Source organism: Streptomonospora sp. PA3 (assembly GCF_009728995.1).
GTDB lineage: Bacteria > Actinomycetota > Actinomycetes > Streptosporangiales > Streptosporangiaceae > Streptomonospora.
Genome location: NZ_VTZW01000016.1, coordinates 1 through 20,120 on the forward strand (window position 1 = coordinate 1; position 20,120 = coordinate 20,120).

The 20,120-nt window shown below is 73.4% G+C and carries 15 protein-coding genes, 1 rRNA gene and 2 pseudogenes; 3 read left to right on the plus strand and 15 right to left on the minus strand.

The genetic code is table 11. The features are described 5' to 3' along the window. Window positions 1-222: ribosomal RNA gene (locus FZ103_RS16530) — 16S ribosomal RNA — on the minus strand; the annotation flags it as partial. A gap of 853 nt (window positions 223-1,075) precedes the next feature. Beyond that, a complete protein-coding gene (tyrS, locus tag FZ103_RS16535) occupies window positions 1,076-2,380 on the minus strand; it encodes a tyrosine--tRNA ligase (RefSeq protein ID WP_186356416.1) in 1,305 nt (434 codons plus the stop codon). A gap of 224 nt (window positions 2,381-2,604) precedes the next feature. Here tyrS and FZ103_RS16540 point away from each other — a divergent pair, with 224 nt between their 5' ends. The 3 genes from FZ103_RS16540 (at window position 2,605) to FZ103_RS16550 (ending at window position 5,014) form a co-directional block, all read left to right on the plus strand. Then, window positions 2,605-3,438 carry an alpha/beta fold hydrolase gene (locus tag FZ103_RS16540; protein ID WP_186356417.1) on the plus strand — a complete coding sequence of 278 codons (834 nt, stop codon included), beginning with the start codon at window positions 2,605-2,607 and terminating at the stop codon, window positions 3,436-3,438. A gap of 22 nt (window positions 3,439-3,460) precedes the next feature. Next, entirely contained in the window at window positions 3,461-4,045 is a 585-nt protein-coding gene (locus tag FZ103_RS16545; RefSeq protein WP_394350113.1) for a TetR/AcrR family transcriptional regulator, read from the plus strand. 324 nt (window positions 4,046-4,369) lie between these two features. Continuing rightward, window positions 4,370-5,014, plus strand: coding sequence for a DUF1524 domain-containing protein (locus FZ103_RS16550; protein ID WP_156002426.1), 645 nt, complete (start codon window positions 4,370-4,372; stop codon window positions 5,012-5,014). Between the two features lie 69 nt (window positions 5,015-5,083). Here the strand turns inward: FZ103_RS16550 and lhgO are convergent, their stop codons facing one another. From lhgO to FZ103_RS16615, 13 genes and pseudogenes are all read right to left on the minus strand, one after another. Continuing rightward, the gene (gene lhgO / locus FZ103_RS16555; RefSeq protein WP_156002427.1) at window positions 5,084-6,295 is read right to left on the minus strand and encodes an L-2-hydroxyglutarate oxidase; all 1,212 of its coding nucleotides are present in this window, start codon (window positions 6,293-6,295) and stop codon (window positions 5,084-5,086) included. A gap of 202 nt (window positions 6,296-6,497) precedes the next feature. Then, window positions 6,498-6,857 (minus strand): DUF742 domain-containing protein, encoded by a 360-nt coding sequence (locus FZ103_RS16560; RefSeq protein ID WP_156002428.1) that lies wholly within the window; start codon window positions 6,855-6,857, stop codon window positions 6,498-6,500. Next, a complete protein-coding gene (locus FZ103_RS16565) occupies window positions 6,844-8,862 on the minus strand; it encodes a nitrate- and nitrite sensing domain-containing protein (RefSeq protein ID WP_255430075.1) in 2,019 nt (672 codons plus the stop codon). Before FZ103_RS16565 ends, FZ103_RS16560 begins: the two co-directional genes overlap by 14 nt. A 145-nt stretch (window positions 8,863-9,007) precedes the next feature. Further along, window positions 9,008-9,919 carry a sirohydrochlorin chelatase gene (locus tag FZ103_RS16570; RefSeq protein ID WP_156002429.1) on the minus strand — a complete coding sequence of 304 codons (912 nt, stop codon included), beginning with the start codon at window positions 9,917-9,919 and terminating at the stop codon, window positions 9,008-9,010. 126 nt (window positions 9,920-10,045) lie between these two features. After that, window positions 10,046-10,675, minus strand: coding sequence for an ATP/GTP-binding protein (locus FZ103_RS16575; RefSeq protein ID WP_156002430.1), 630 nt, complete (start codon window positions 10,673-10,675; stop codon window positions 10,046-10,048). Then, the gene (locus FZ103_RS16580) at window positions 10,656-11,048 is read right to left on the minus strand and encodes a DUF742 domain-containing protein (protein ID WP_343233601.1); all 393 of its coding nucleotides are present in this window, start codon (window positions 11,046-11,048) and stop codon (window positions 10,656-10,658) included. Before FZ103_RS16580 ends, FZ103_RS16575 begins: the two co-directional genes overlap by 20 nt. Before the next feature lie 188 nt (window positions 11,049-11,236). Further along, window positions 11,237-11,668 carry a roadblock/LC7 domain-containing protein gene (locus FZ103_RS16585; RefSeq protein ID WP_156002432.1) on the minus strand — a complete coding sequence of 144 codons (432 nt, stop codon included), beginning with the start codon at window positions 11,666-11,668 and terminating at the stop codon, window positions 11,237-11,239. Further along, on the minus strand, window positions 11,669-14,233 hold the full coding sequence (locus FZ103_RS16590; RefSeq protein WP_156002910.1) for a nitrate- and nitrite sensing domain-containing protein: 2,565 nt from the start codon (window positions 14,231-14,233) through the stop codon (window positions 11,669-11,671). A 330-nt stretch (window positions 14,234-14,563) separates the two neighbouring features. Continuing rightward, the gene (gene argH / locus FZ103_RS16595) at window positions 14,564-15,994 is read right to left on the minus strand and encodes an argininosuccinate lyase (protein ID WP_186356419.1); all 1,431 of its coding nucleotides are present in this window, start codon (window positions 15,992-15,994) and stop codon (window positions 14,564-14,566) included. Window positions 15,995-16,102: 108 nt separating this feature from the next. After that, window positions 16,103-17,302 carry an argininosuccinate synthase gene (locus FZ103_RS16600; protein ID WP_156002433.1) on the minus strand — a complete coding sequence of 400 codons (1,200 nt, stop codon included), beginning with the start codon at window positions 17,300-17,302 and terminating at the stop codon, window positions 16,103-16,105. A gap of 61 nt (window positions 17,303-17,363) precedes the next feature. Further along, window positions 17,364-17,894 carry an arginine repressor gene (locus FZ103_RS16605; protein ID WP_156002434.1) on the minus strand — a complete coding sequence of 177 codons (531 nt, stop codon included), beginning with the start codon at window positions 17,892-17,894 and terminating at the stop codon, window positions 17,364-17,366. A gap of 28 nt (window positions 17,895-17,922) precedes the next feature. Beyond that, window positions 17,923-19,421, minus strand: a pseudogene (gene iscB / locus FZ103_RS26220) (RNA-guided endonuclease IscB). Window positions 19,422-19,554: 133 nt separating this feature from the next. After that, window positions 19,555-20,120: pseudogene (locus FZ103_RS16615) on the minus strand (ornithine carbamoyltransferase); the annotation flags it as partial.

Consider the following 20,120-nt stretch of genomic DNA (forward strand, 5'->3'; position numbering starts at 1 on the left):
CCCCGACCGGAAAGAAACCTTTCCACACCCCGCCATGCGACAGGGCGTCCTATCCGGTATTAGACCGGGTTTCCCCGGCTTATCCCGGAGTCGGGGGCAGGTTGCTCACGTGTTACTCACCCGTTCGCCGCTCGTGTACCCCGAAGGGCCTTACCGCTCGACTTGCATGTGTTAAGCACGCCGCCAGCGTTCGTCCTGAGCCAGGATCAAACTCTCCATCAAAGGTCTGAACCCTGACACGACCCGGAAAAACCCACCCGACCGCGCAAACCGCGACCGAGAGGCGAACCCGGGCCCATCAAAGGAACCCCGGAACCACACCCCACACAGAGGGGCTGGTCCCACGGGGCCAAAACAAACTTGGCACAAAGTTGAACACGCGCTGTTGAGTTCTCAAGAAGCAACCGCTCATCCGGCACAAGCCCGAACCCGCCAACCGGCAGGCTCCCCAGGCTCTTCCCAAGAGACGGAATCTCCCCGCGGACCCGCAAGCCGCTTACACGCAGGCTCAGCAGATCCGCTTTCTGCTTCGAATTTACCAGCTCACGATGAGGCCGCCAAATTGGCCGCCGTTCGGATCCGGCTCATTCCCGAAGTCTCCGATACGCCCGTTAAGGCGACCGGCTCTTCGGATCAGGTTACCAGGCGCACAACTCGTGCGTGCCTTGATTTCCCAGGGTATCGAGTGCGGTCCGGCTCGAACGCCTGACGGCTGTTCACCGGCCCGCATCGGCCTATATACGATAGGTTCCGCGCACGGAAGCGTCAAATCGGCCGTTCATCCTGCGCTCCGCCGGCCGTGGTCGGGACTCGGCCGGGGGCGTATCGGATCGGGCGCCTGCGTCCCGTGCTCACGCGGCTCCCTGCCGGCCATCGGCCGGACGGCGGGACCGCGCGGTAGGTCAAAGTTCTTCTGTTGCCATCGGGGTTCCTGCCCCCCGCGGGCATCGGCTAAACACACCGGGAGGCCGGGCTATTCCGCGGCCCGCTCCGGGACCGGTCTCTGCGGCGGTCAGAGCGGGCATGGGACGGCGCACTCCGCGCGCGCCCATGCCCGCCGGTCGCTGCTCGGCCCTCACTCCTCGCCGAGGACAACTCCGCCGACGTTGCGCTTGCCCCGCCGCAGAACGAGGTAGCGCCCGTGCAGCAGATCCTCCGGTGCCACCCGGGCCTCGACGTCGGTCACCTTGGCGTTGTTCACGTACGCCCCGCCCTCCTGGATCGTGCGGCGGGCCGCCGACTTGCTCGCCACCAGACCGGTGCCCGCGAGCAGGTCGACCACCGGCGGCAGGTCCGCCGCCGAGCCGGCCGGAGTGACATTGGGGACCTCGGCGATCGCGGCGCCCAGGGTGCGCTCGTCCAGGCCGGCCAGGTCGCCCTGCCCGAAGAGGGCGCGGCTGGCCTCGACGGCCTTGCGGCACTCCTCCTCGCCGTGCACGAGCGTGGTCATCTCCTCGGCCAGGGCCCGCTGCGCGGCGCGGGCCGCCGGGCGTTGCGCGGTCTGGCGCTCAAGGTCCTCGATCTCCTCGCGGCCGCGGAAGCTGAAGAACCGCAGGAGGCGCCCCACGTCCCGGTCATCGGCGTTGAACCAGAACTGGTAGAAGGCGTAGGGACTGGTCAGCTCGGCGTCCAGCCACACCGCGCCCGACTCGGTCTTGCCGAACTTGCTGCCGTCGCTCTTGGTGAGCAGGTTGGTGGTCAGCGCGTGGGCGGGCCCGTGCGGGTCGTTGCCGTCCATGCGGCGGATCAGATCGAGGCCCGCTGTGATGTTGCCCCACTGGTCGCTGCCGCCGATCTGCAGGGTGCAGCCGTGGCGGCGGTACAGCTCGACGTAGTCGTAGGACTGCAGCAGCACGTAGCTGAACTCGGTGTAGCTCATCCCGTCGCCGTCGAGGCGGCTGCGCACCGTCTCGCGAGCGAGCATCTGGTTGATGCTGAAGTGCTTGCCGACGTCGCGGAGCAGATCGATCGCGCTCATGGAACGCAGCCACCGGCCGTTGTCGACCAGCAGCGCGTCGGTGGTTCCCGCCGTGCCGCCCTCGGGGGCGAAGCGCAGGAACGCCGAAAGCTGGCGGCCGAGGATGTCGACCCACTGCTCGACGACCTCCACCGAGTTCAGCGCGCGCTCGGCGGTGGCCTTGGGGTCGCCGATGAGCCCGGTTCCGCCGCCGACGAGCGCGATCGGCCGGTGCCCGGCCCGCTGGAACCTCGCGAGGGTGAGGATCTGGGTGAGGTGGCCGATGTGCAGGCTGCCGGCGGTCGGGTCGAAGCCGCAATAGAGGGTGACCGGGCCATCGGCGAGAGCCTTGCGGAGTTCGTCAAGGTCGGTGGTCTGCGCGAGGAGCCCGCGCCATTCGAGGTCGTCGATGATGTCGGTCACGGTCGTCTTTCCGTCGAGGGGGCCGCCGCACCGGGCCGCGCGGGGCCGCCGTGGTTTCCGGTCGAACGCCATCCACCGTATCCGCTGCGTCGGCGGCGCGCGTGCGGATATCCCACCGCTCGCCCGCGACCGGCCCGTTGACAGGCGGAGCTAATAGGATTAGCTTTCTGGTTATGGATATGAGCCGCAATGCGAACACCGCCCCGCCCGACCGAGGAGTCCCCGTGCAGCACTTGCAGCGCCCCGAAGGGCGGATCGCCTACGAACTCCACGCAGCCGACAACACGGGCCCGCTGGTCGTGTGCATCCCCGGTATGGCCGACGTCCGCGGCACCTACCGGCACCTGGCGCCGAAGCTGGCCGCGGCCGGCTACCGCGTGGCGGCCATGGAACTGCGCGGCCACGGCGACAGCGACATCTCGTTCACCGACTACTCGACCGTGGCCACCGCCGACGACGCCGTCGCCCTCATCGAGGAACTGGGCGGCGGCCCGGCGCTGATCGTCGGCAACTCGCTCGGCGCCACCGCCGCCGCCTGGGCCGCCGCGGTCCGCCCCGACCTGGTCGGCGGCCTGGTCCTGATCGGTGCCTTCCTGCGCGGGGACGGCATGGCCGGCTTCACGCGCCTGGCCATGCGCACGATGCTCCTGCGCCCGTGGGGCCCCGCGTTCGTGCACAAGTACCTCTCCGGCCTCTTCGCCGGCCGCACCCCCGACGACCACGCCGATCACCTGGCCGCCATCCGCGCACAGCTGTCGCCCCGCGACCGCTACCGCGCGGTCCGATCGACCATCGCCAACGCCTACCGCCCGGTGCCCGCCCGCCTGGACGAGGTCTCCGCACCCGCTCTGGTGGTGATGGGCGAACTCGACGGCGACTGGGACGACCCCGCCGGCGAGGCCGCGTGGATGGGCGAGCGGCTCGGCGCGCAGGTGCTCATGGTCCCCGATGCCGGCCACTACCCGCAGGCGCAGCAGTCGGAGATGGTGGCGCAAGCCGTCCTCGACTTCGCCGGCGCCGGCGAGGGCTCCCCCGGCCTCCCCCGTCCCCGTGCCTAGAGCGGGGCTCACCCCCGCCGCAGTGACCGAGGAGGCCGCTCGGCTCTGCGACGAGCAGGGGTTCGACCGGCTCTCCCTGGCGGCCGTGGCCAAGCGGTTCGGCGTCGCGGTTCCCAGTCTCTACAAGCACGTCGGCGGCCTGGAGGCGCTGCGCCGCGAAGTCGCCATGGCGGCCGCGGCAGACTTCGCCCAAGCGCTCGGGCGCGCCGCGATCGGCCGCGCCGAAGCCGACGCGCTGCGCGCCGCGGCCCGCGCCTACCGCGACTACGCGCGCGCCCATCCGGGGCGCTACGCGGCGCTGCAGCAAGCGGCGCCGCGGCCCGGCGAGGACGATGAGGGCGCCGCCGTCTTCTACCGCTCGGTCGAAGTGCTGGTTCCGGTGGTGCGGGGTTTCGGTCTGGCCGATGAGGCGCTTATCGACGTCATTCGCACGGTGCGCAGCGCACTGCACGGCTTCGTCGACCTGGAGCTGAGCGGGGGTTTCGGGCTGCCGCAAGGCGTGGACGCGAGCTTCGACGTGCTAGTGGAGGCCCTGGTGCGGACGCTGCGGGACTGGCCGGTCTCCGCGGCCGCTCAGGAGGGCGCGGACGGCGCGCACGGCGGCTGACCGCTCGGGGGCCGGCGCGAGGGCGGCCTCGCCGGTGGCGCCTCTGCGAATCCGCAGCGGGCGTCGGGTTCCGGCCATCCGGAGTAAGGGTTTGTTCACACCCCGCGTGTTTCGCCGCTCACCCGCTGTGGGCCAGCCTCGGGGGCTAAGCAGGCCCACAGCGGGACTGCGGGGCGCGGCGCCGTCTGGACTGACGAGCGAGGAAGCGAGGAACGAGCGACTGAGCGAGGAGGGAAGACGGCGCCTCAAAGCGCCCCGCAGTCCCGCGCGGAAAACCCAGCGGGCCTGCGCCCAAACACACCCCCGCCCGCCTTTGGAGACCTTATGGCCGCCCCTTCACGTCCGATCCTGTCCGTGCTCGCCGCGGCACTGGCCGCCCTCGCCCTGGTGACCGCCTCGGCGGTGCCCGCTCAGGCGGCGCCGCCACCGCCGCCGAGTCTGAACGAGGCCAGATCCCAGCTGGCGCAGCTGCGGATCGCGCCGGAGGGCTCCTCCTCCGGATACGACCGCGACCTGTTCCCGCACTGGTCGGCGGTGCAGGGCAACTGCAACGCCCGCGAGGCGGTGCTGCGCCGCGACGGCGTGGGCGTCGAGGTCGGCGCCGACTGCTATCCCGACGCCGGCCGCTGGACCAGCCCCTACGACGGCTTCACCACCTCCGACCCCTCCGAGGTCAGCGTCGACCACATGGTGGCGCTGGCCGAGGCCTGGCGCTCCGGCGCCGCCACCTGGTCCACCGCGCGCCGCGAGTCCTTCGCCAACGACCTCGCGACACCGCAGCTGTGGGCCGTCAGCATCTCCAGCAACAGCTCCAAGAGCGACCGCGACCCCGCCGAGTGGCTGCCCGAGCGCAGCGCCGTCCACTGCGACTACGCCAAGTCCTGGATCAACGTGAAGTTCGAGTGGGGCCTGAGCGCCGACTCCGCGGAGGCGGCGGCCCTGGAGGACCTGCTGGGCTCCGCCTGCTGAGCACGGATCCGCCGAAGTCCCCACCCCCCGCGGGCGGCGGCGTGCGCGCGCATGCCGCCGCCCGCGGCCTCAGCCGAAGAGCACCTTCTCGCCCAGATGCTCGGCGATGGCCAGCGACGAGGTCGCCGCCGGCGAGGGGGCGTTGCGCACGCAGGACACCCGGCCGTGGGTGTCGACCGCGAAGTCGTCGAGCAGCTCGCCCGTGCGGGTGAGCGCCTGGGCGCGCACCCCCGCGGGGGCGGGCCGCAGGTCGGCGGTGGTGATCGCGGGCACCAGGCGGCGCGCCTGGCCGGCGAAGACGGCGGTGGAGGCCGAGACCGCCATCTCGCGGGCGCCCATGGTCCAGTGGCGCCGCGCGAGCCGCCAGAAGCCGGGGAAGGAGAGGGTGTCGGCGAAGTCGCGGGGGACCACGTCGCGCAGCCGGTAGCCCTCGCGTGCGGCCGCCAGGATCGCGTTGGGTCCGGCCATGACCTCTCCGTGGACGTGCCGGGTCAGGTGCACACCCAGGAACGGGTAGCGGGGGTCGGGCACGGGGTAGATCAGCCCCCGCACCAGGTACCGGCTTCCGGGCGCCAGCTCGTGGTACTGACCGCGAAACGGCACGATGCGCGGGTCCCCGGGCGCGCCCGCCATGCGGGCGAGGCGGTCGCTGTGCAGGCCGCCGCAGATGATCACCCGGTCGAAGGTGCGGCGCACGCGCTCGCCGCGCGGGTCGCCGGTGAGCACCTCGGCGGTGTCGGTGCTCTGGCGCAGCGCGATGACCGGTGCGCCCAGCACGATGCGGCCGCCGGCGCGGCGCACGTCGTCGGCCAGCGCCTCGGCGACCGCGATGAAGTCGGTGACCGCGGTGGTGGGCGAGTGCAGGCCGGCGACGCCGCGCACGTGCGGCTCGACCTCGCGCAGGCCGTCGGGCCCCAGCCGCCTCACCCCGGGCACACCGTTGGCCTCGGCGCGGCGCTCGATGTCGTCGAGCCGCGCGGCGTCCTCGGAGTCGCGGGCGACCAGGACCTTGCCGACCTGCTCGAAGGGCAGGCCGCGCTCGACGCAGTAGTCGCGCAGCAGCCCGGTGCCGCGCCTGCACAGCAGCGCCTTGAGCGAACCCGGGCGGTAGTACAGCCCGGCGTGCACGACCCCGCTGTTGTGCCCGGTCTGGTGGCGGGCGACCGCCTCCTCCTTCTCCAGGACGGTGACGCGGGCGCCGGGCCGGTTCTGCGTGATCCACCTGGCCAGCGCGAGTCCGATGATCCCACCACCGATGATCCCGACGCGTTCGATGCTCATCGCCTCTCCTCCAAGGAACCCCCTCCACAGCGGGGAGATACCGGTCTTGGTGTCCGGGACACGAATGCCAGCATGTCACCCGCGGAAGCGGCGGGGGCCAGGAGGGCTGCGGAGTCCGCGCACGCGGGTCGGCCCGCACCCGCCGCGCACGTGCGGGCGCGGGCGATCGGCGCCCGGGGCACCCCAGCGCCCCGCGGCCCCCTCAGAGCGCGCGCAGGCCGTCCAACAGCACCTGGAGCACGTCGTCGCCGGAGAGCTGGGGCTCGGCGGTGCACGGCTCCAGGTCGCCGGCCTCGATCATGTCGGCGATGAGCAGTTTGGCGACGCTCAGCGGCAGTCCGACCAGGGCGGAGAGCTCGGCGACGCTCTGCGGTTCGGCGGCCAGCCGCAGCAGCGACTCGCGTTCGGGCCGCAGGTGGTCGGCGGGTCCGGGCGGGCGGCGGGCCGCCACCCGGCTGAGCAGGCCCAGCCCGGCGGTGGCGGGTGTGCCGTCGATGCCGATGGCGAAGGGCCGGACGAGTCGGCCCGGGTCGTGTGCGACCGTACTTCTATCCGCGTCCATCGTGTGCCCCGTGTGCGTTCCCGTTGAGATGACGGTGCTCGACCAGTGCGGAGGGCTGGGTGTCGGGCTCGGTCGGCGCCCACTCCAGCAGGCGGTCGGGGATGACCGCGGTCGCGCTGGTGCCCCCGTAGGGCGAGGGGCGCAGGCGCACCGAGACGCCGTGGCGTGCGGCCAGGCGCGCCACCACGAACAGCCCCAGTCGGGGCTCCTCGGGCAGGGCCATGACGTCGAACTCGGGGGGTTCGCCCAGCACGCGGGCGGCTTCGGCGTAGCCCTCCTCGGTGAGGCCCAGGCCGCGGTCCTCCACCTCCACGGCGACGCCGCCGCTGACGCGGCCGCAGTTGACGTCGACGGCACTGCCGCTGGGCGAGAACTGCGTGGCGTTCTCGATGAGCTCGGCCAGCAGGTGCACGACGTCGGCGACCGCCGCGCCGCTGAGCCGGGCGCGGGGCGCGGAGGTCAGCCGGACGCGCTCGTAGTCCTCGGTCTCGGTGATGGCGCCGCGCAGCACGTCGGCCAGCGGCAGGGGTTCGCGCCAGCGCCGGGCCGAGCCGGCGCCGCCGAGGATGATCAGGTTGTCGGCGTAGCGTCGCGCCCGCGTGGCCAGGTGGTCGAGGGTGAACAGCCGGCGCAGGGCGCGGGGGTCCTCCTCCTCGGCCTCGATCTCGTCGAGCACCCGCAACTGGCGCTGGACGAGGGTCTGGTTGCGGTAGGCGATGCCCAGGAACACCCGGTTGGCGCCGCGGCGGATCTCGGCCTCCTTGACGGCGGCGCCCACGGCGGTGCGCTGGGCGGTGTTGAAGGCGTCGGCGACCTGGCCGAGCTCGTCGCCGCCGTAGTCGAGCCGGGGCAGTTCGGCGGTGACGTCGACGCCGCGGCCCGCGCGGGCGCGGGCGGTGATGGCGGGCAGCCGGGCGTCGGCCAGCGAGAGCGCGTCGTCGCGCAGCTGCCGCAGCCGCGCCGTGAGCCGGCGCGAGGAGCGCGTGGCCACGAGGATGGCGGCCACCCCGGCGGCCAGCGTGAGCGCGCCGCCGGCCGCGCTCAAGGCCAGGCCGCGCATCGCGGCGTTCCACGCGGTGTCCACGGTCCTGTCGAGCTGGGCGGCGACCACCCCACCCAGGCCGGGCTCGGCCGCAGTCGCGGCGCGGTCCCACTCCCCGGCCGCCACGCCGATCTCGGAGTTCCACTCGGCCGGCCGGTCGCCCTCGCCCTCGGTCATCGGCGGACGGGTGACCACGGCGCGGCTGAGGCGCTCGGTCGCGGTCCAGGGCCCGGAGGTGACGAGGGCGTCGTGGCGGCGCAGGGTCGCCCCGTCCATCTCGTCGGCGGCGTCGGCGAGGATGTCGCGGTAGGAGGCGGTGAGGTAGGTGAAGTGCGCGGTCTCCTGGTAGTTCATCGCACCCGCGGCGATCGCGCCGGCCAGCAGGGCGTCGGAGCGGGCCAGCTGCTCGTGGGCGGTGACCAGGCGGCGCGCGAGCGCGGCCTCGGGCAGGCTCGCGCCCCGCTCCAGCGGGCGCAGCAGCGCGCCGGTGGCCTCAGCGGTCTCCTCGATGAGATCGCTGTAGGAGGTCAGCGCGGGAGCGCGGTCGATCCCCCGGTCGACGTCGGCGCGCAGGCCGGCGAGGCGGTCGTTCTCCGGCGCGAAGGCGCGGGTGCCGGGCAGGGGTTCGCCCCGCGGGCCCGGCCCGACGCCGACCGCGAACTCGTGGGCGCGCCGCGCGGCGGCGTCGGTCTCCTCGCGCTGGGCCACCAGCGCCCGACGCACCCGCGCGTCGTCGGGATCGCCGAGGTGGAGCTGGGTGAGTCTGCGCTCGACGCGCAGGTCGTCGGCCAAGCGGTCGAAGGCGGCGATGCCCTCGCGGCCGTTGGCCACGGAAAGCAGCAGCGAACCCGCCTGGTAGGTCTCGACGGCGGCCATTGCCGCCCACAGCACCAGGAAGCTGACGCTCGGTATCAGCACGATGCGGGTGAGCTGCCTGCGTATGGTCGGTCGATGTTCGTCCATGGTCCCCCCAACCTGGAACCACAGACGCTACCGAAGATCCCTGCCGCTGTGTTGCGGAATGGTCACATCCGGTGATCGGAAGGGGTGCGCGGCTCCCGCCGGCCTCGACGGCGCGCAGGGATGCGCCGTCGAGGCCGGCGGGCGGTCAGTTCTCCCGGCGGTGGCGGGAGCCCACGGGAGCGGGGATGTCCTCGGCCGTGGGCGGGGTCTCCGCGCCGAGCGAGTTGAGCACCTCGGCGTAGCGGAGAGCTGCGATCTTGGCCAGGGTGCTGCCCGCGCCCAGCGGCGCGCTCGTACGGGCGCCGTAGTGCTGGGCCAGCTGCTCCAGGCGCGCGGCGGGGAACTCCGGGCCGACGAGGCTGGGGGCGATCACGGGGCGGGCGCATCCGGCGGTGGAGAGCTGGTGGAAGGCGTCGTCCATGCTCGCCCGGTCCTCGAGGTCGGCGGGCAGCACGGTAATGCCCAGCCGCGCGGCCAGCAGGACGGCGGTGACACCGGCGGCGTTGACCGCCTCGGGGCCGCCGACCGCACCGACGACGACGCCGTCGGTCATCTGGGTGCCGGGGGCCACGACGCTGATCAGGCGCATCCGGTCGGCCCGCACGAAACCGGCCTCGGCCAGCCGCAGGTGCAGGGTCTCGGCGAGCATGGGGTGGGGGCCGAGCGCCTCGGTGACGCGCACGTCGGCGCCGGCGTCGGCGACGGCGCCCTCGATGGCCTCGAAGACGGCCTGGTGGGGCCCGGTGACCATGGGGACCACCACCGCGCGCACCGGGTGGTCGTCGCGCTGCTCCAGGCCGCTGAGGGCCTCGGCGAGCTCTGCTCGCCGCGCGCGGCCGTGCCTGATGGCGACCTCGGGGCGGTAGGAGCGCACGAGGTCGGCCATCTGCGCGCCGATGTCGGTGTCGGCGGCGTCGGCCTCCGGGTCGGCCGCGGCGGGCACGGCGAGGACGAGAGTCGGGGTACCCACCCAGCTGTCGAAGGACAGCGGGTTGCGGTGCCGACCGGAGCGGCGCCGCGGAAGATCCCGAGGGGGCAGTCTGTCCGAGTTTTGCATGCTGTCAGGGTTCACGCGAAGAATGCTAACGACTAGTGAGGGATGATCTCGCCCGCCGCCTGGGCGCCGGCGCCCGCAACGGGGCCGGACCTCGGACTTCGGGTGATCGCGGTCAGAAACGTGGGCCTATGGTAGCGGTCGCGCCGACACTGCCGGACTGCGTTGGCGCATTACGTGTTCGACCAGTGCCAGCAGCACCGATTTGCTCTCCTGGCGCTCGCGGGCGTCGGTGAGGATGATGGGCACGTCCGGGCCCACGTCGACGGCCTCGCGGACCTCCTCGGGCTCGTAGGCGTAGGCGCCGTCGAACCTGTTCACCGCGACGACGAACGGGATCTTGCGGCGCTCGAAGAAGTCCACGGCGGGAAAGCAGGTGTCGAGCCGGCGGGTGTCGGCGAGCACCACGGCGCCCAGGGCGCCCTCGGCGAGCTCGTCCCACATGAACCAGAAGCGCCCCTGGCCCGGGGTGCCGAAGAGGTAGAGGACGACCTGGCGGTTGACGGTGATGCGCCCGAAGTCGAGCGCGACCGTGGTCGTGGACTTCTCCTCCACGCCGCCGAGGTCGTCGACACCCATCGAGGCCTCGGTCATGACCTCCTCGGTGCTTAGCGGAGGGATCTCGCTCACCGAGCCGACCATGGTCGTCTTCCCGACGCCGAAGCCGCCGGCCACCAGGATCTTCACGGCCAGCGGGATGTGCCCGCCGGGGTCGGCGGCGGGGGGCGCCGGGGTGGTGTCAGAGTCTGCGGATGCCATCGAGTACCGCCTGGAGAACGCTCATGTGGGGTGGCTCCGAAGCCGGCATCGGCGCGCGGGCGAGGATGTCGCCGTCGGCGATGAGGTCGCTGAGGAGCACCTTGACCACGGTCATCGGAAGGTCGAGTTGGGCCGAGAGTTCGGCGACGGACACCGGGCGGTCGCACAGCCGCAGGATGGCGGCGTGCTCGGGCTCCAGCGCGCCCCAGTCCCGCCGCTCGCGGGTGGCCACCACGATGCTGATCATGTCCAGTCCGGCTTCGACGGGCCGGGTGCGGCCGCCGGTGACGGTGTAGGGCCGCACGAGCGGGCCGGCGGCGCCGTGGCGCGGGAACGCGGCGTCGTGTCCGCGGCGCTGGCGCCGGCGCCGCAGCAGCTCCTCGGCCGCCTCGCGGGCGAGCGCCCCGCGGGGGGCGGAGTCGCCCCATGCCGGATCGGCGCTCTGCGGTGCAGCGGCCGCTTGGTCGGGGTCGGCCCGCGGCGGCACCGGTTCCGGTGCGGCCGCCGTCTCCTGGATCTGCGGCGGGCGCTGCTCCCCCCTGCGGTGCTCGCCTGTGCTTCTCATGCGCCCGAACTCCCCGCCGCCATGGATTCGGGGAAGCGCGGCGCGGAGGTGAGGAACTGCCCGACCCGCTTGATGCGCATGTTCATCTCATAGGCGATGAGGCCGACGTCGGCGGTCTCGTCGGCGAGCACCGCGAGGCAGGCGCCTTCGCCGGCGGCGGTGACGAACAGGTAGGCGCGCTCCATCTCGACGACCGTCTGGCGCACGGCCCCGCCCCCGAACTGCCTGCCGGTGCCGCGGGCCAGGCTCTGGAAGGCGGAGGCGACCGCCGAGAGGTGCTCGCCGTCCTCGGCGGTGAGGCCGCGGGACCGCCCGATGAGCAGGCCGTCGGCGGACAGCACGATCGCGTGCTCGGCGCCCACGACACGGTCGACGAGGTCGTCGAGCAGCCAGTTCAGATCGCCTGCGGCGTGGTGGTTCTGCATCATCTATTCGCTCTCTCCCGTGTGTTGGCCCGACGGCCGCCCGGCCGCGCGGTCGTCTGCCGCGCCGACCGGTGCCGGCGGCCGGTGGGCGTCCCCCGTGTCGCCGCCCGGTCCGCCCGCGGCGGTCCCGTGCGCCGGGTCCTGCTCCGAGCGGTGCCGGTCGTCGGTTTCGGCTGGCGCTCCGGCCGGCGCAGCATCCGGCCGGTCGGCGTCGTCGGACTGCTCGCGGCCCCTGCGGGTGCCGCTCTGGAAGGCGCTCATCATCCGCCGGGCGTCCTCGGGGCCGCGCGTGCTCTCCGCCGCGCTCAGGCCCGGGATGCCGCCCTTGGGCGTGGGCGCGGGGTCCTGGCGCAGCTGCGGCGCGAGGTTGGCCTGGCGGCGGCGCCGCGGCAGGGCCGGGCGCTCGCCGCCGCTGCCGGAGGGCGCCGGGGCGGGCTGCTCGTCCGGGGGGCCGGCCGGTTCGTCGGGGCGGGGCTGCTGGGCAGGGCCGGGCAGCGGCTGGGCGGGGCCGGCGGCCACCTCGCGCCGGCGGCGGCCCGCCGTGCGGGCGGCGGGGCCGTCGCCCTCGGTACCGCCCTGGCCGGACGCGTCCTGCTGCGCGGGTGCGGAGCGGCCGGGGGCCGATGCCTCGGCCGGCGAGATCAGCGCAGCGGGGATGAGCACCACCGCGCGGGTGCCGCCGTAGGGGGAGGGGCACAGCCGCACGCTGATGTCGTGCTTGGCGGCCAGCCGGGCCACCACGAACAGGCCCAGCCGGGAGTCCTGGTTCAGCGCCATGACGTCGAACTCCGGCGCCTGCTCCAGGGTGGCGTTGGCCTCCTCCAGGGCCGGTGCGCTCATGCCCAGGCCGCGGTCCTCGATCTCCACGGCCACGCCCTTGGGCACGATCTCGCTGTTGATGTGCACCACGGTGTGCGGCGGCGAGAAGGCGGTGGCGTTCTCGACCAGCTCGGCCACGAGGTGGATGACGTCGGCCACCACCGACCCCGACAGGGAGAGGTCGGGGACCGCGCGCAGCTTGACGCGGGTGTACTCGTCGGTCTCGGAGATGGCGCCGCGCAGGATGTCCATGAGCGGGATGGGGTTGCGCCAGCGGCGGCCGGGGCGCCCTCCGCCGAGGATGATGAGGTTCTCGGCGTTGCGGCGTCCGCGGGTGGCCAGGTGGTCCAGGTGGAAGAGGTCTTCGAGGAGGTCGGGGTCGTCCTCCTCGCGCTCCACGCGGTCCAGCAGCTGGAGCTGGCGCTGCACCAGGGACTGGTTGCGGTGGGCGATGGCCAGGAACACGCGGTTCACGCCGGCGCGGGTCTCGGCCTCCTTTACCGCGGCGCTGACGGCGGTGCGCTGGGCGGTGTTGAACGCGTCGGCGACCTGGCCGACCTCGTCGGTGCCGTGGTCGAGGCGGCGCAGTTCGGTGTCGAGGTCGACGGGTTCGGCGTCGGCGAGCCGGCGCACGATGCGGGGCAGTTCCTCGCGCGCGAGGCTGAGGGTGTCGGCGCGCAGGCGGCTCAGCCGCGCGGTCAGGCGCGCGGCCGAACGCGAGGCGGCGCCGTAGGCCACGGTGCCGGCGAAGAGGGAGAGGATGCCGCCGCCTAGCGCGAGGTTGAACATCCAGGTGCTGGCGGCGTCGGTGGCGGCCATGACGGCGCGGACCTGGGCGTCGGCGAGGGCGACCAGGTCGGCGTTGACGTCGTCGGCGGTGGAGCGCCAGTCGTCCAGCCCATCGGGCGGTGTCCGCTCGGTCGGCGGGGCGCCGGTGACGGGGTCGATCTCGGCCCGGGGCTCGTGGCCGATGACTGTGTCGGCGATGTCGTTCATCCGGCTCCAGGCCGAGCTGCCGACCATGCGCTCGTGGGTCCGCTCGGTTTCGCCCTGCAGGGAGGGGGCGAGGCCGTCGAGGCGGCTGCGCATGCCCTCGACGAGGGAGGCGAACCGGGTCTGCTGGCCGATGGTGAGCCGGTCGGCGGCGACGGCGCCGCTGAGCAGGGCGTCGCCGCGGGTGAAGGACTCCTGGGCGCGCATGAGGCCCACGGCGTCGGCGCCCGCGGTCGCCGAGGGGCCGTCGTCGAGGTGGTGGACGATGGAGTCGTAGAGGCGGATGCCGGTGGTGATCATGGTGTCGTAGGCGGCGAGGGCCCCCTGGGGCGCGGTCTCGCCGGCCATGACGTCGTTGCGGATCCCGGTGCGGCCGTCGATGCGGGCGAGGTACTTGCCGGCGATGCGGGCGGTGGCGGGGTCGCCGTGTCCGCGCAGCCCGCCGGCGCGGGAGTCGACCTCCTGCAGCGCCTCGTCGGTGACGCCGGTCTGGCGACGCAGCGCGTCGGCGGTCTCCTCCGAGGGTGCGCTGGCGTACTCGGTCGCCAGGCGGCGCTCGCGCTGCAGCTCGACGATGGAGTAGTAGAGGTAGACGCCGGTCCGCCCGTCGCCGGTGGCGACGCGCAGCGAGACGGCCTGGGTGAGCGTGGCCGTGCTCAGCACGGCGAACAGCGCCAGGAATGTGACGCCGGGTATCAGCACGATCCTGTTGAGCTGGGCTCTGATACCGCGGTCGGTGCCGCCCTGCTCGCTCATCGAGTCCCCCCACGACGCGTACGCGGACGCGGGCACCCGGCCGGATCCTCGCAGCGGCCGCGGGACGGCCCCGCCGAACGGCCGGCGCGGCGTCTGCGCACGGGCCGCTGCCCCTCCCCCGGCGCCACGGCCTCCTGTCACAGGGTGCGCAGGAGGCAATACCCGTGGTGCCCACAGTCCCAGGACGCTACAGCAATACCTCCGGCGGTGCGGGGGGTTTGGGGGAAGTCCCAGTTGAGTGGGGGTTCGGGCGGGTGCCGCCGAAGGGCCCGGCGGCGCCCGCCCCGCCGACCCGTCCGGCGGGCTGTCGGCGGGCGGCGGCTCGCGCGTTCACCCCTTGGCCTCCGCGAACGCGCGGTGGTCGGCGATCTGCGAGCGCAGCCGCTCCAGCTGCTCGCGGACGCGGGCGGGGGCGGTGCCGCCCTTGGCCGAGCGCGAGTCCAGGGATCCGGCGACGGTGAGGACCTCGCGGACGCCGGGGGTGAGGTGCGGCGAGATCGCGGCGAGGTCGGCGTCGGTGAGGTCGGGCAGGTCGATGCCGCGCTCTTCGCAGGTGCGCACGCAGGCCCCGGCGATCTCGTGGGCCTCTCGGAAGGGCACCCGCCGGCGGACCAGCCACTCGGCGATGTCGGTGGCCAGGGAGAACCCCTGGGGGGCCAGTTCGGCCATGCGCTCGCCGTTGAAGGACAGGGTGGCGACCATGCCGGTGAAGGCCGGCAGCAGCAGGGTGAGGGTGTCGACCGCGTCGAAGACGGGCTCCTTGTCCTCCTGCAGGTCGCGGTTGTAGGCCAGCGGGAGCCCCTTGAGCGTGCCGAGCAGGCCCGCCAGGTCGCCGATGAGGCGGCCGGACTTGCCGCGGGCGAGTTCGGCGATGTCGGGGTTCTTCTTCTGCGGCATGATCGAGGAGCCGGTGGAGAAGGCGTCGTCCAGGGTGGCGAAGGAGAACTCCTTGGTCGCCCACAGGATGATCTCCTCGGCCAGCCGGGACAGGTCGACGCCGGTCATGGCGCCGACGAAGGCGAACTCGGCGACGACGTCGCGCGCGGCGGTGCCGTCGATGGAGTTCTCCGCGGCGGCGGGGAAGCCCAGTTCGGCGGCGACCGCCTCGGGGTCCAGGCCCAGCGACGAGCCGGCGAGGGCGCCGGAGCCGTAGGCCGAGACGGCGGCGCGGCCGTCCCAGTCGCGCAGCCGCTCCACGTCGCGCAGCAGCGGCCAGGCGTGGGCGAGCAGGTGGTGGGCGAGCAGCACCGGCTGGGCGTGCTGGAGGTGGGTGCGGCCGGGCATGGGCACGGTGATGTTGGCCTCGGCCTGGTCGGCCAGTGCCGCGGCGAGGTCGAGCAGTTCGCCGGCGATGGCGCGGGCCTGTTCGCGCAGGTACATCCGCACCATGGTCGCGATCTGGTCGTTGCGCGAGCGGCCGGCGCGCAGCCGCCCGCCGAGCTCGGGACCCACCCGCTCGATGAAGCCGCGTTCCAGGGCGGTGTGCACGTCCTCGTCGGCGAGCACCGGGGTGAACCGGCCCGCGGCCACGTCGGCCTCCAGGACGTCCAGCCCCTCCAGCATCGCCGAGAGCTCGTCGTCGGTGAGCAGCCCCGCCGCGTGCAGCACGCGCGCGTGCGCCCGCGAGCCGGCGATGTCGTGGCGGGCCAGCCGCCAGTCGAAGTGGGTGCTCAGGGAGAGCCGGGCCAGCGCCTCGGACGGGCCGCCGGCGAAGCGGCCTCCCCACAGGCGGGTGACCTCGGTGTCGCTCTCGTTGGCCACGGTCGTGTCCTTTGCGTTCTTCGTGTCGTCGCCCGGCCCCGGCGCACGGGCGCGCCGGGGCCGGGACGGGGATGCGGTGGGAGCGCCGCCTGAGCCGCCTTGGTCGCCTCAGCTCTGCCGGCGGTCGCGCAGGTTGGCGATCTTGGCGGGCATGCTCCAGACGTCGATGAAACCGCGCGCCATGGACTGGTCGTAGGTGTCTCCGGTGTCGTAGGTGGCGAGGTCGTAATCGTAGAGGGAGGCGTCGCTGCGCCGCCCGGTGACCACGGCCCGGCCGCCGTGCAGCACCATGCGGATGTCGCCGGTGACGTGCTGGTTGGCCTGGGCGATGAAGCCGTCGAGGGCCTGCTTGAGCGGGGAGAACCACAGGCCGTCGTAGACCAGCTCGCCCCAGCGCTGGTCGACGCCGCGCTTGAACCGGGCGAGGTCGCGCTCGACGGTGACGGCCTCCAGCTCCTGGTGGGCCGTGATCAGCGCGATGGCGCCGGGCGCCTCGTAGACCTCGCGGCTCTTGATGCCCACGAGCCGGTCCTCGACCATGTCGATGCGGCCCACGCCCTGGGCGCCGGCCCGCCGGTTCATCTCCTCGATGACCTGCAGCGGGGACAGCTCCTTGCCGTCGATGGCGGTGGGCACGCCGGCGGTGAAGGTGACGACGAGCTCGTCGGGGTCGCGCGGCTCGGCGGGGTTGTCGGTGTAGGCGTAGACGTCCTCGGTGGGCCCGTTCCAGATGTCCTCCAGGAACCCGGTCTCGACCGCGCGGCCGAACAGGTTCTGGTCGATGGAGTAGGGCGACTTCTTGGAGACGTCGATGGGCAGGCCCTTCTCCTCGGCGAAGGCGATGGCCTTGTCCCGGGTCATGCCCGAGTCGCGCACCGGCGCGACGACCTTCAGCTCGGGGAAGAGGGCGGCCAGGCCGGCTTCGAAGCGCACCTGGTCGTTGCCCTTGCCGGTGCAGCCGTGGGAGACCATGGTGGCGTTGTGATACCGGGCGGCCTCGGCGAGGTGCTTGACGATCAGGGGCCGCGACAGCGCCGAGACCAGCGGATAGCGGTCCATGTAGAGGGCGTTGGCCTGCAGGGCGGGTACGCAGTACTCGCCGGCGAACTCCTCCTTGGCGTCGGCGACGACGGCCTCGACCGCGCCGCAGTCGAGGGCGCGCTGGCGGACCACTTCCAGGTCCTCGCCGCCCTGGCCGCAGTCGATGGCCACGGCGACGACCTCGGCGCCGGTCTCCTCGGCGATCCAGCCGATGGCGACGGAGGTGTCCAGGCCCCCCGAGTATGCGAGTACGACCCGCTCGGTCATGTCCTTGCTCCTTGTGTGTTCGGTGGGTGTGGCGCCGCGGTCGCCCCCGGCCGCCCGGTGCTCAAGGGCGCCGGTCGGCCAGCCGCAGCAGCGCTGATGCCAGTTCCTCGCCGCCCTCGGGATCGCGGGAGATCACCAGGATGGTGTCGTCGCCGGCGATGGTGCCGAGGATGGCGTGGAAGTCGGTGTGGTCGATGGCCGAGGCCAGGTACTGGGCCGCGCCCGGCGGTGTGCGGACGACGACCATGTTGGCCGAGGCCTCGGCCGAGACCAGGAGGTCTTCGGCCAGGCGGGTCAGGCGGGCGTTGGAGGCGCGCTCCAGGTCGAGGGTGTCGGGCCGGGCCCGCTGCAGCCGCTCGCCGCCTTCGCCGGGCAGGACGTAGATCAGTTCGCCGTCGACGGTGCGCAGCTTGACCGCCCCCAGTTCGTCCAGGTCGCGCGAGAGCGTGGCCTGGGTGACCTGCACGCCGCTGTCGGCCAGCAGCCGCGCCAGCTCCGCCTGGGAGCGGACGTCGTGGCGGGTGAGGACCTCGCTGATGCGGGCGTGGCGGGCGGTCTTGGTCATGGGGGAGCCGGCGCCGTCGACGGTCATCGGGGTTCTGCGGCGGATACCCCGGCCTTCAGGCCGGGGAGGAAGCCGCTCCCTCCTTTCGGGTGGTGTAGCCGTAGCCGTCGCTGCGTTGGAGCAGGCGGAGGTGTCGGTGGTGGATTCCCTGGACGGTGCCGCGGGCGGTGGTGATGTTGAACTTGCCGTTGGACCGCACCGCGACCCGGCCGGTGTGGGTTCCGGTGTTCTTGCCGGAGGGCACGGTCGCGGTGACGAGGTCGCCGGTGGCGAAGGCGAAGAACCGCTTGGTGCGGGGCATGAGCAGACGGGGGAACCCGTGTTTGTCGGGGCGGGTGCGGGCGTGGGTGCCGCGGCCGGTGCAGGCCGCCACCAGCACCCCGGTGACGGTTGCGGTGACGGTGTCGACCTTGCCGACGCACAGGGCGTCGAGGGTGTGGGTCTTGGGCAGGTGGTTGCGGGTGCGGTTGTACTTGGTGCGCCCGCCCGAACCCACGTGGACGGGCAGGCGGGCCTCCAGCGCGCGCCACAGCGCCCACCGCACCGACTGCACCGCCGCGGCGTCGCGCAGCGGAGCCTTGGCCCGTTTCAGGACGGCGGCGGCCCGCTTGGGCGCGAACTCGGCCACCGGCCGGTCGCCCTTGGCCCGGTTGCAGCCGATGCAGGCCAACACGAGGTTGGACACCCGGTCGGTGCCGCCCCGGGACTTGGGGTGGACGTGGTCGATGTTCAACGGAACCCCGGCGGCGCCGCAGTAGACGCAGACCCGGTCGAACTTGGCCAGCAGGTACTCGCGTACCTCGTAGCCGTGCAGGGTGCCGCGCTGGTAGTCGGCGCCTTCCAACGGCTTTCCGGCGGAGAGGGCGTGGGTGTCGAACGCGGCGCGTTCCACGTGCACCGCCTTCACGGGCGCCCACCGGGTCAGCCGGTCCACCACGAGGCCGTGGTGGCGACCCGGTGGTGCAGCGACGGCGCCAGCCACCCGGCGGGGCGGGTGCGGTTGTCGAAGCGGGGGGCGCGGTAGCGCAGGTTGCGGGTGCGCCTGCCGCGCCGGTAGGCCGACCGCTGCCCCATCCTCTTTTTGATCAGGGCGCCGCGGTGGTCGAGCCGGAGCGCGAACCGGCCGCGCCGCTCGCCCCCGCGGGCGGTGAACACGGCCACTCCGGTGTGCTTGGACCCGGGGTCGATACCGACGTCGACGCCGTCGACCTCGGAGTTCTCCACGGTGCGGTCTTTCAACCGGATGGTGAAGGGGGTGCGGCGGTGCACGACCGCCCGGCCCTTATCCAGGAGTTGGCGGGCGCGTGCCGGGTGGCACGGCTGCAACGGCACGCGGTTGGTGTCGAGCACGAAAACGTGCGGGGGCACCTCACGGTGCTGCTCCCCGACCTCGGAGGGCGCGGGGGTGGCGCCGGCGCCGCCGGGGGAAGCGGCGCCGGTCTCCTCTCGCACATGTCCCGCACCGGGTGCCTCACGGCGCCCGCCCCCCGTTTCGTCCCTGTTCCCGGGGTTGTCTGCTGGGGCGGGTTCCAGAGTAGGCCGCTGAGGAGGCACGGCCTGGTGGGTCTTCTCTCCTGTGCGGAACGTAGCCAACGCGGTTCACCTCCCATGGTGTTGGCTGGTGCTGGTAACGGCGGGCCTCCACCCGGGTGGGTGGAAGGCCCCCGCCTTCAGGCAGGGGAACCCGTTACCGTCGCGCGCCTCCTCTGCCCTGGTCCGGGTCGGCGCCGCCGGTGAGCAGGAAGTGCAGCAGCGCCTTCTGCGCGTGGCGGCGGTTCTCGGCCTGGTCCCAGACCGCGCTGTTGGGCCCGTCGATGACCGAGGCGGCGATCTCCTCGCCGCGGTGGGCGGGCAGGCAGTGCAGCACGACGGCGCCGGGCGCGGCCAGGGCCAGGGCCTGCTCGTCGACGGCGTAGCCGAGGAAGGGGGTGACCCGCTGTTCGGCCTCGTCCTCCTGGCCCATCGAGGTCCACACGTCGGTGGCCAGCACGTCGGCGCCCGCGGCGGCCTCGGCGGGATCGCCGGCGACGGTGACCGAGGCGCCGGTGGCGCCGGCGATCTCGCCCGCGCGGGAGAGCACGCCGGCGTCGGGCCGGTAGCCCTCAGGCGCGGCGATGCGCACGTGCATGCCGGCCAGGGCGCCGCCCAGCAGGTAGGAGTGGGCCATGTTGTTGGCGCCGTCGCCGAAGTAGGCGAGGGTGAGCCCGGCGAGGCGGCCCTTGCGCTCGCGGACGGTCTGCAGGTCGGCGAGGA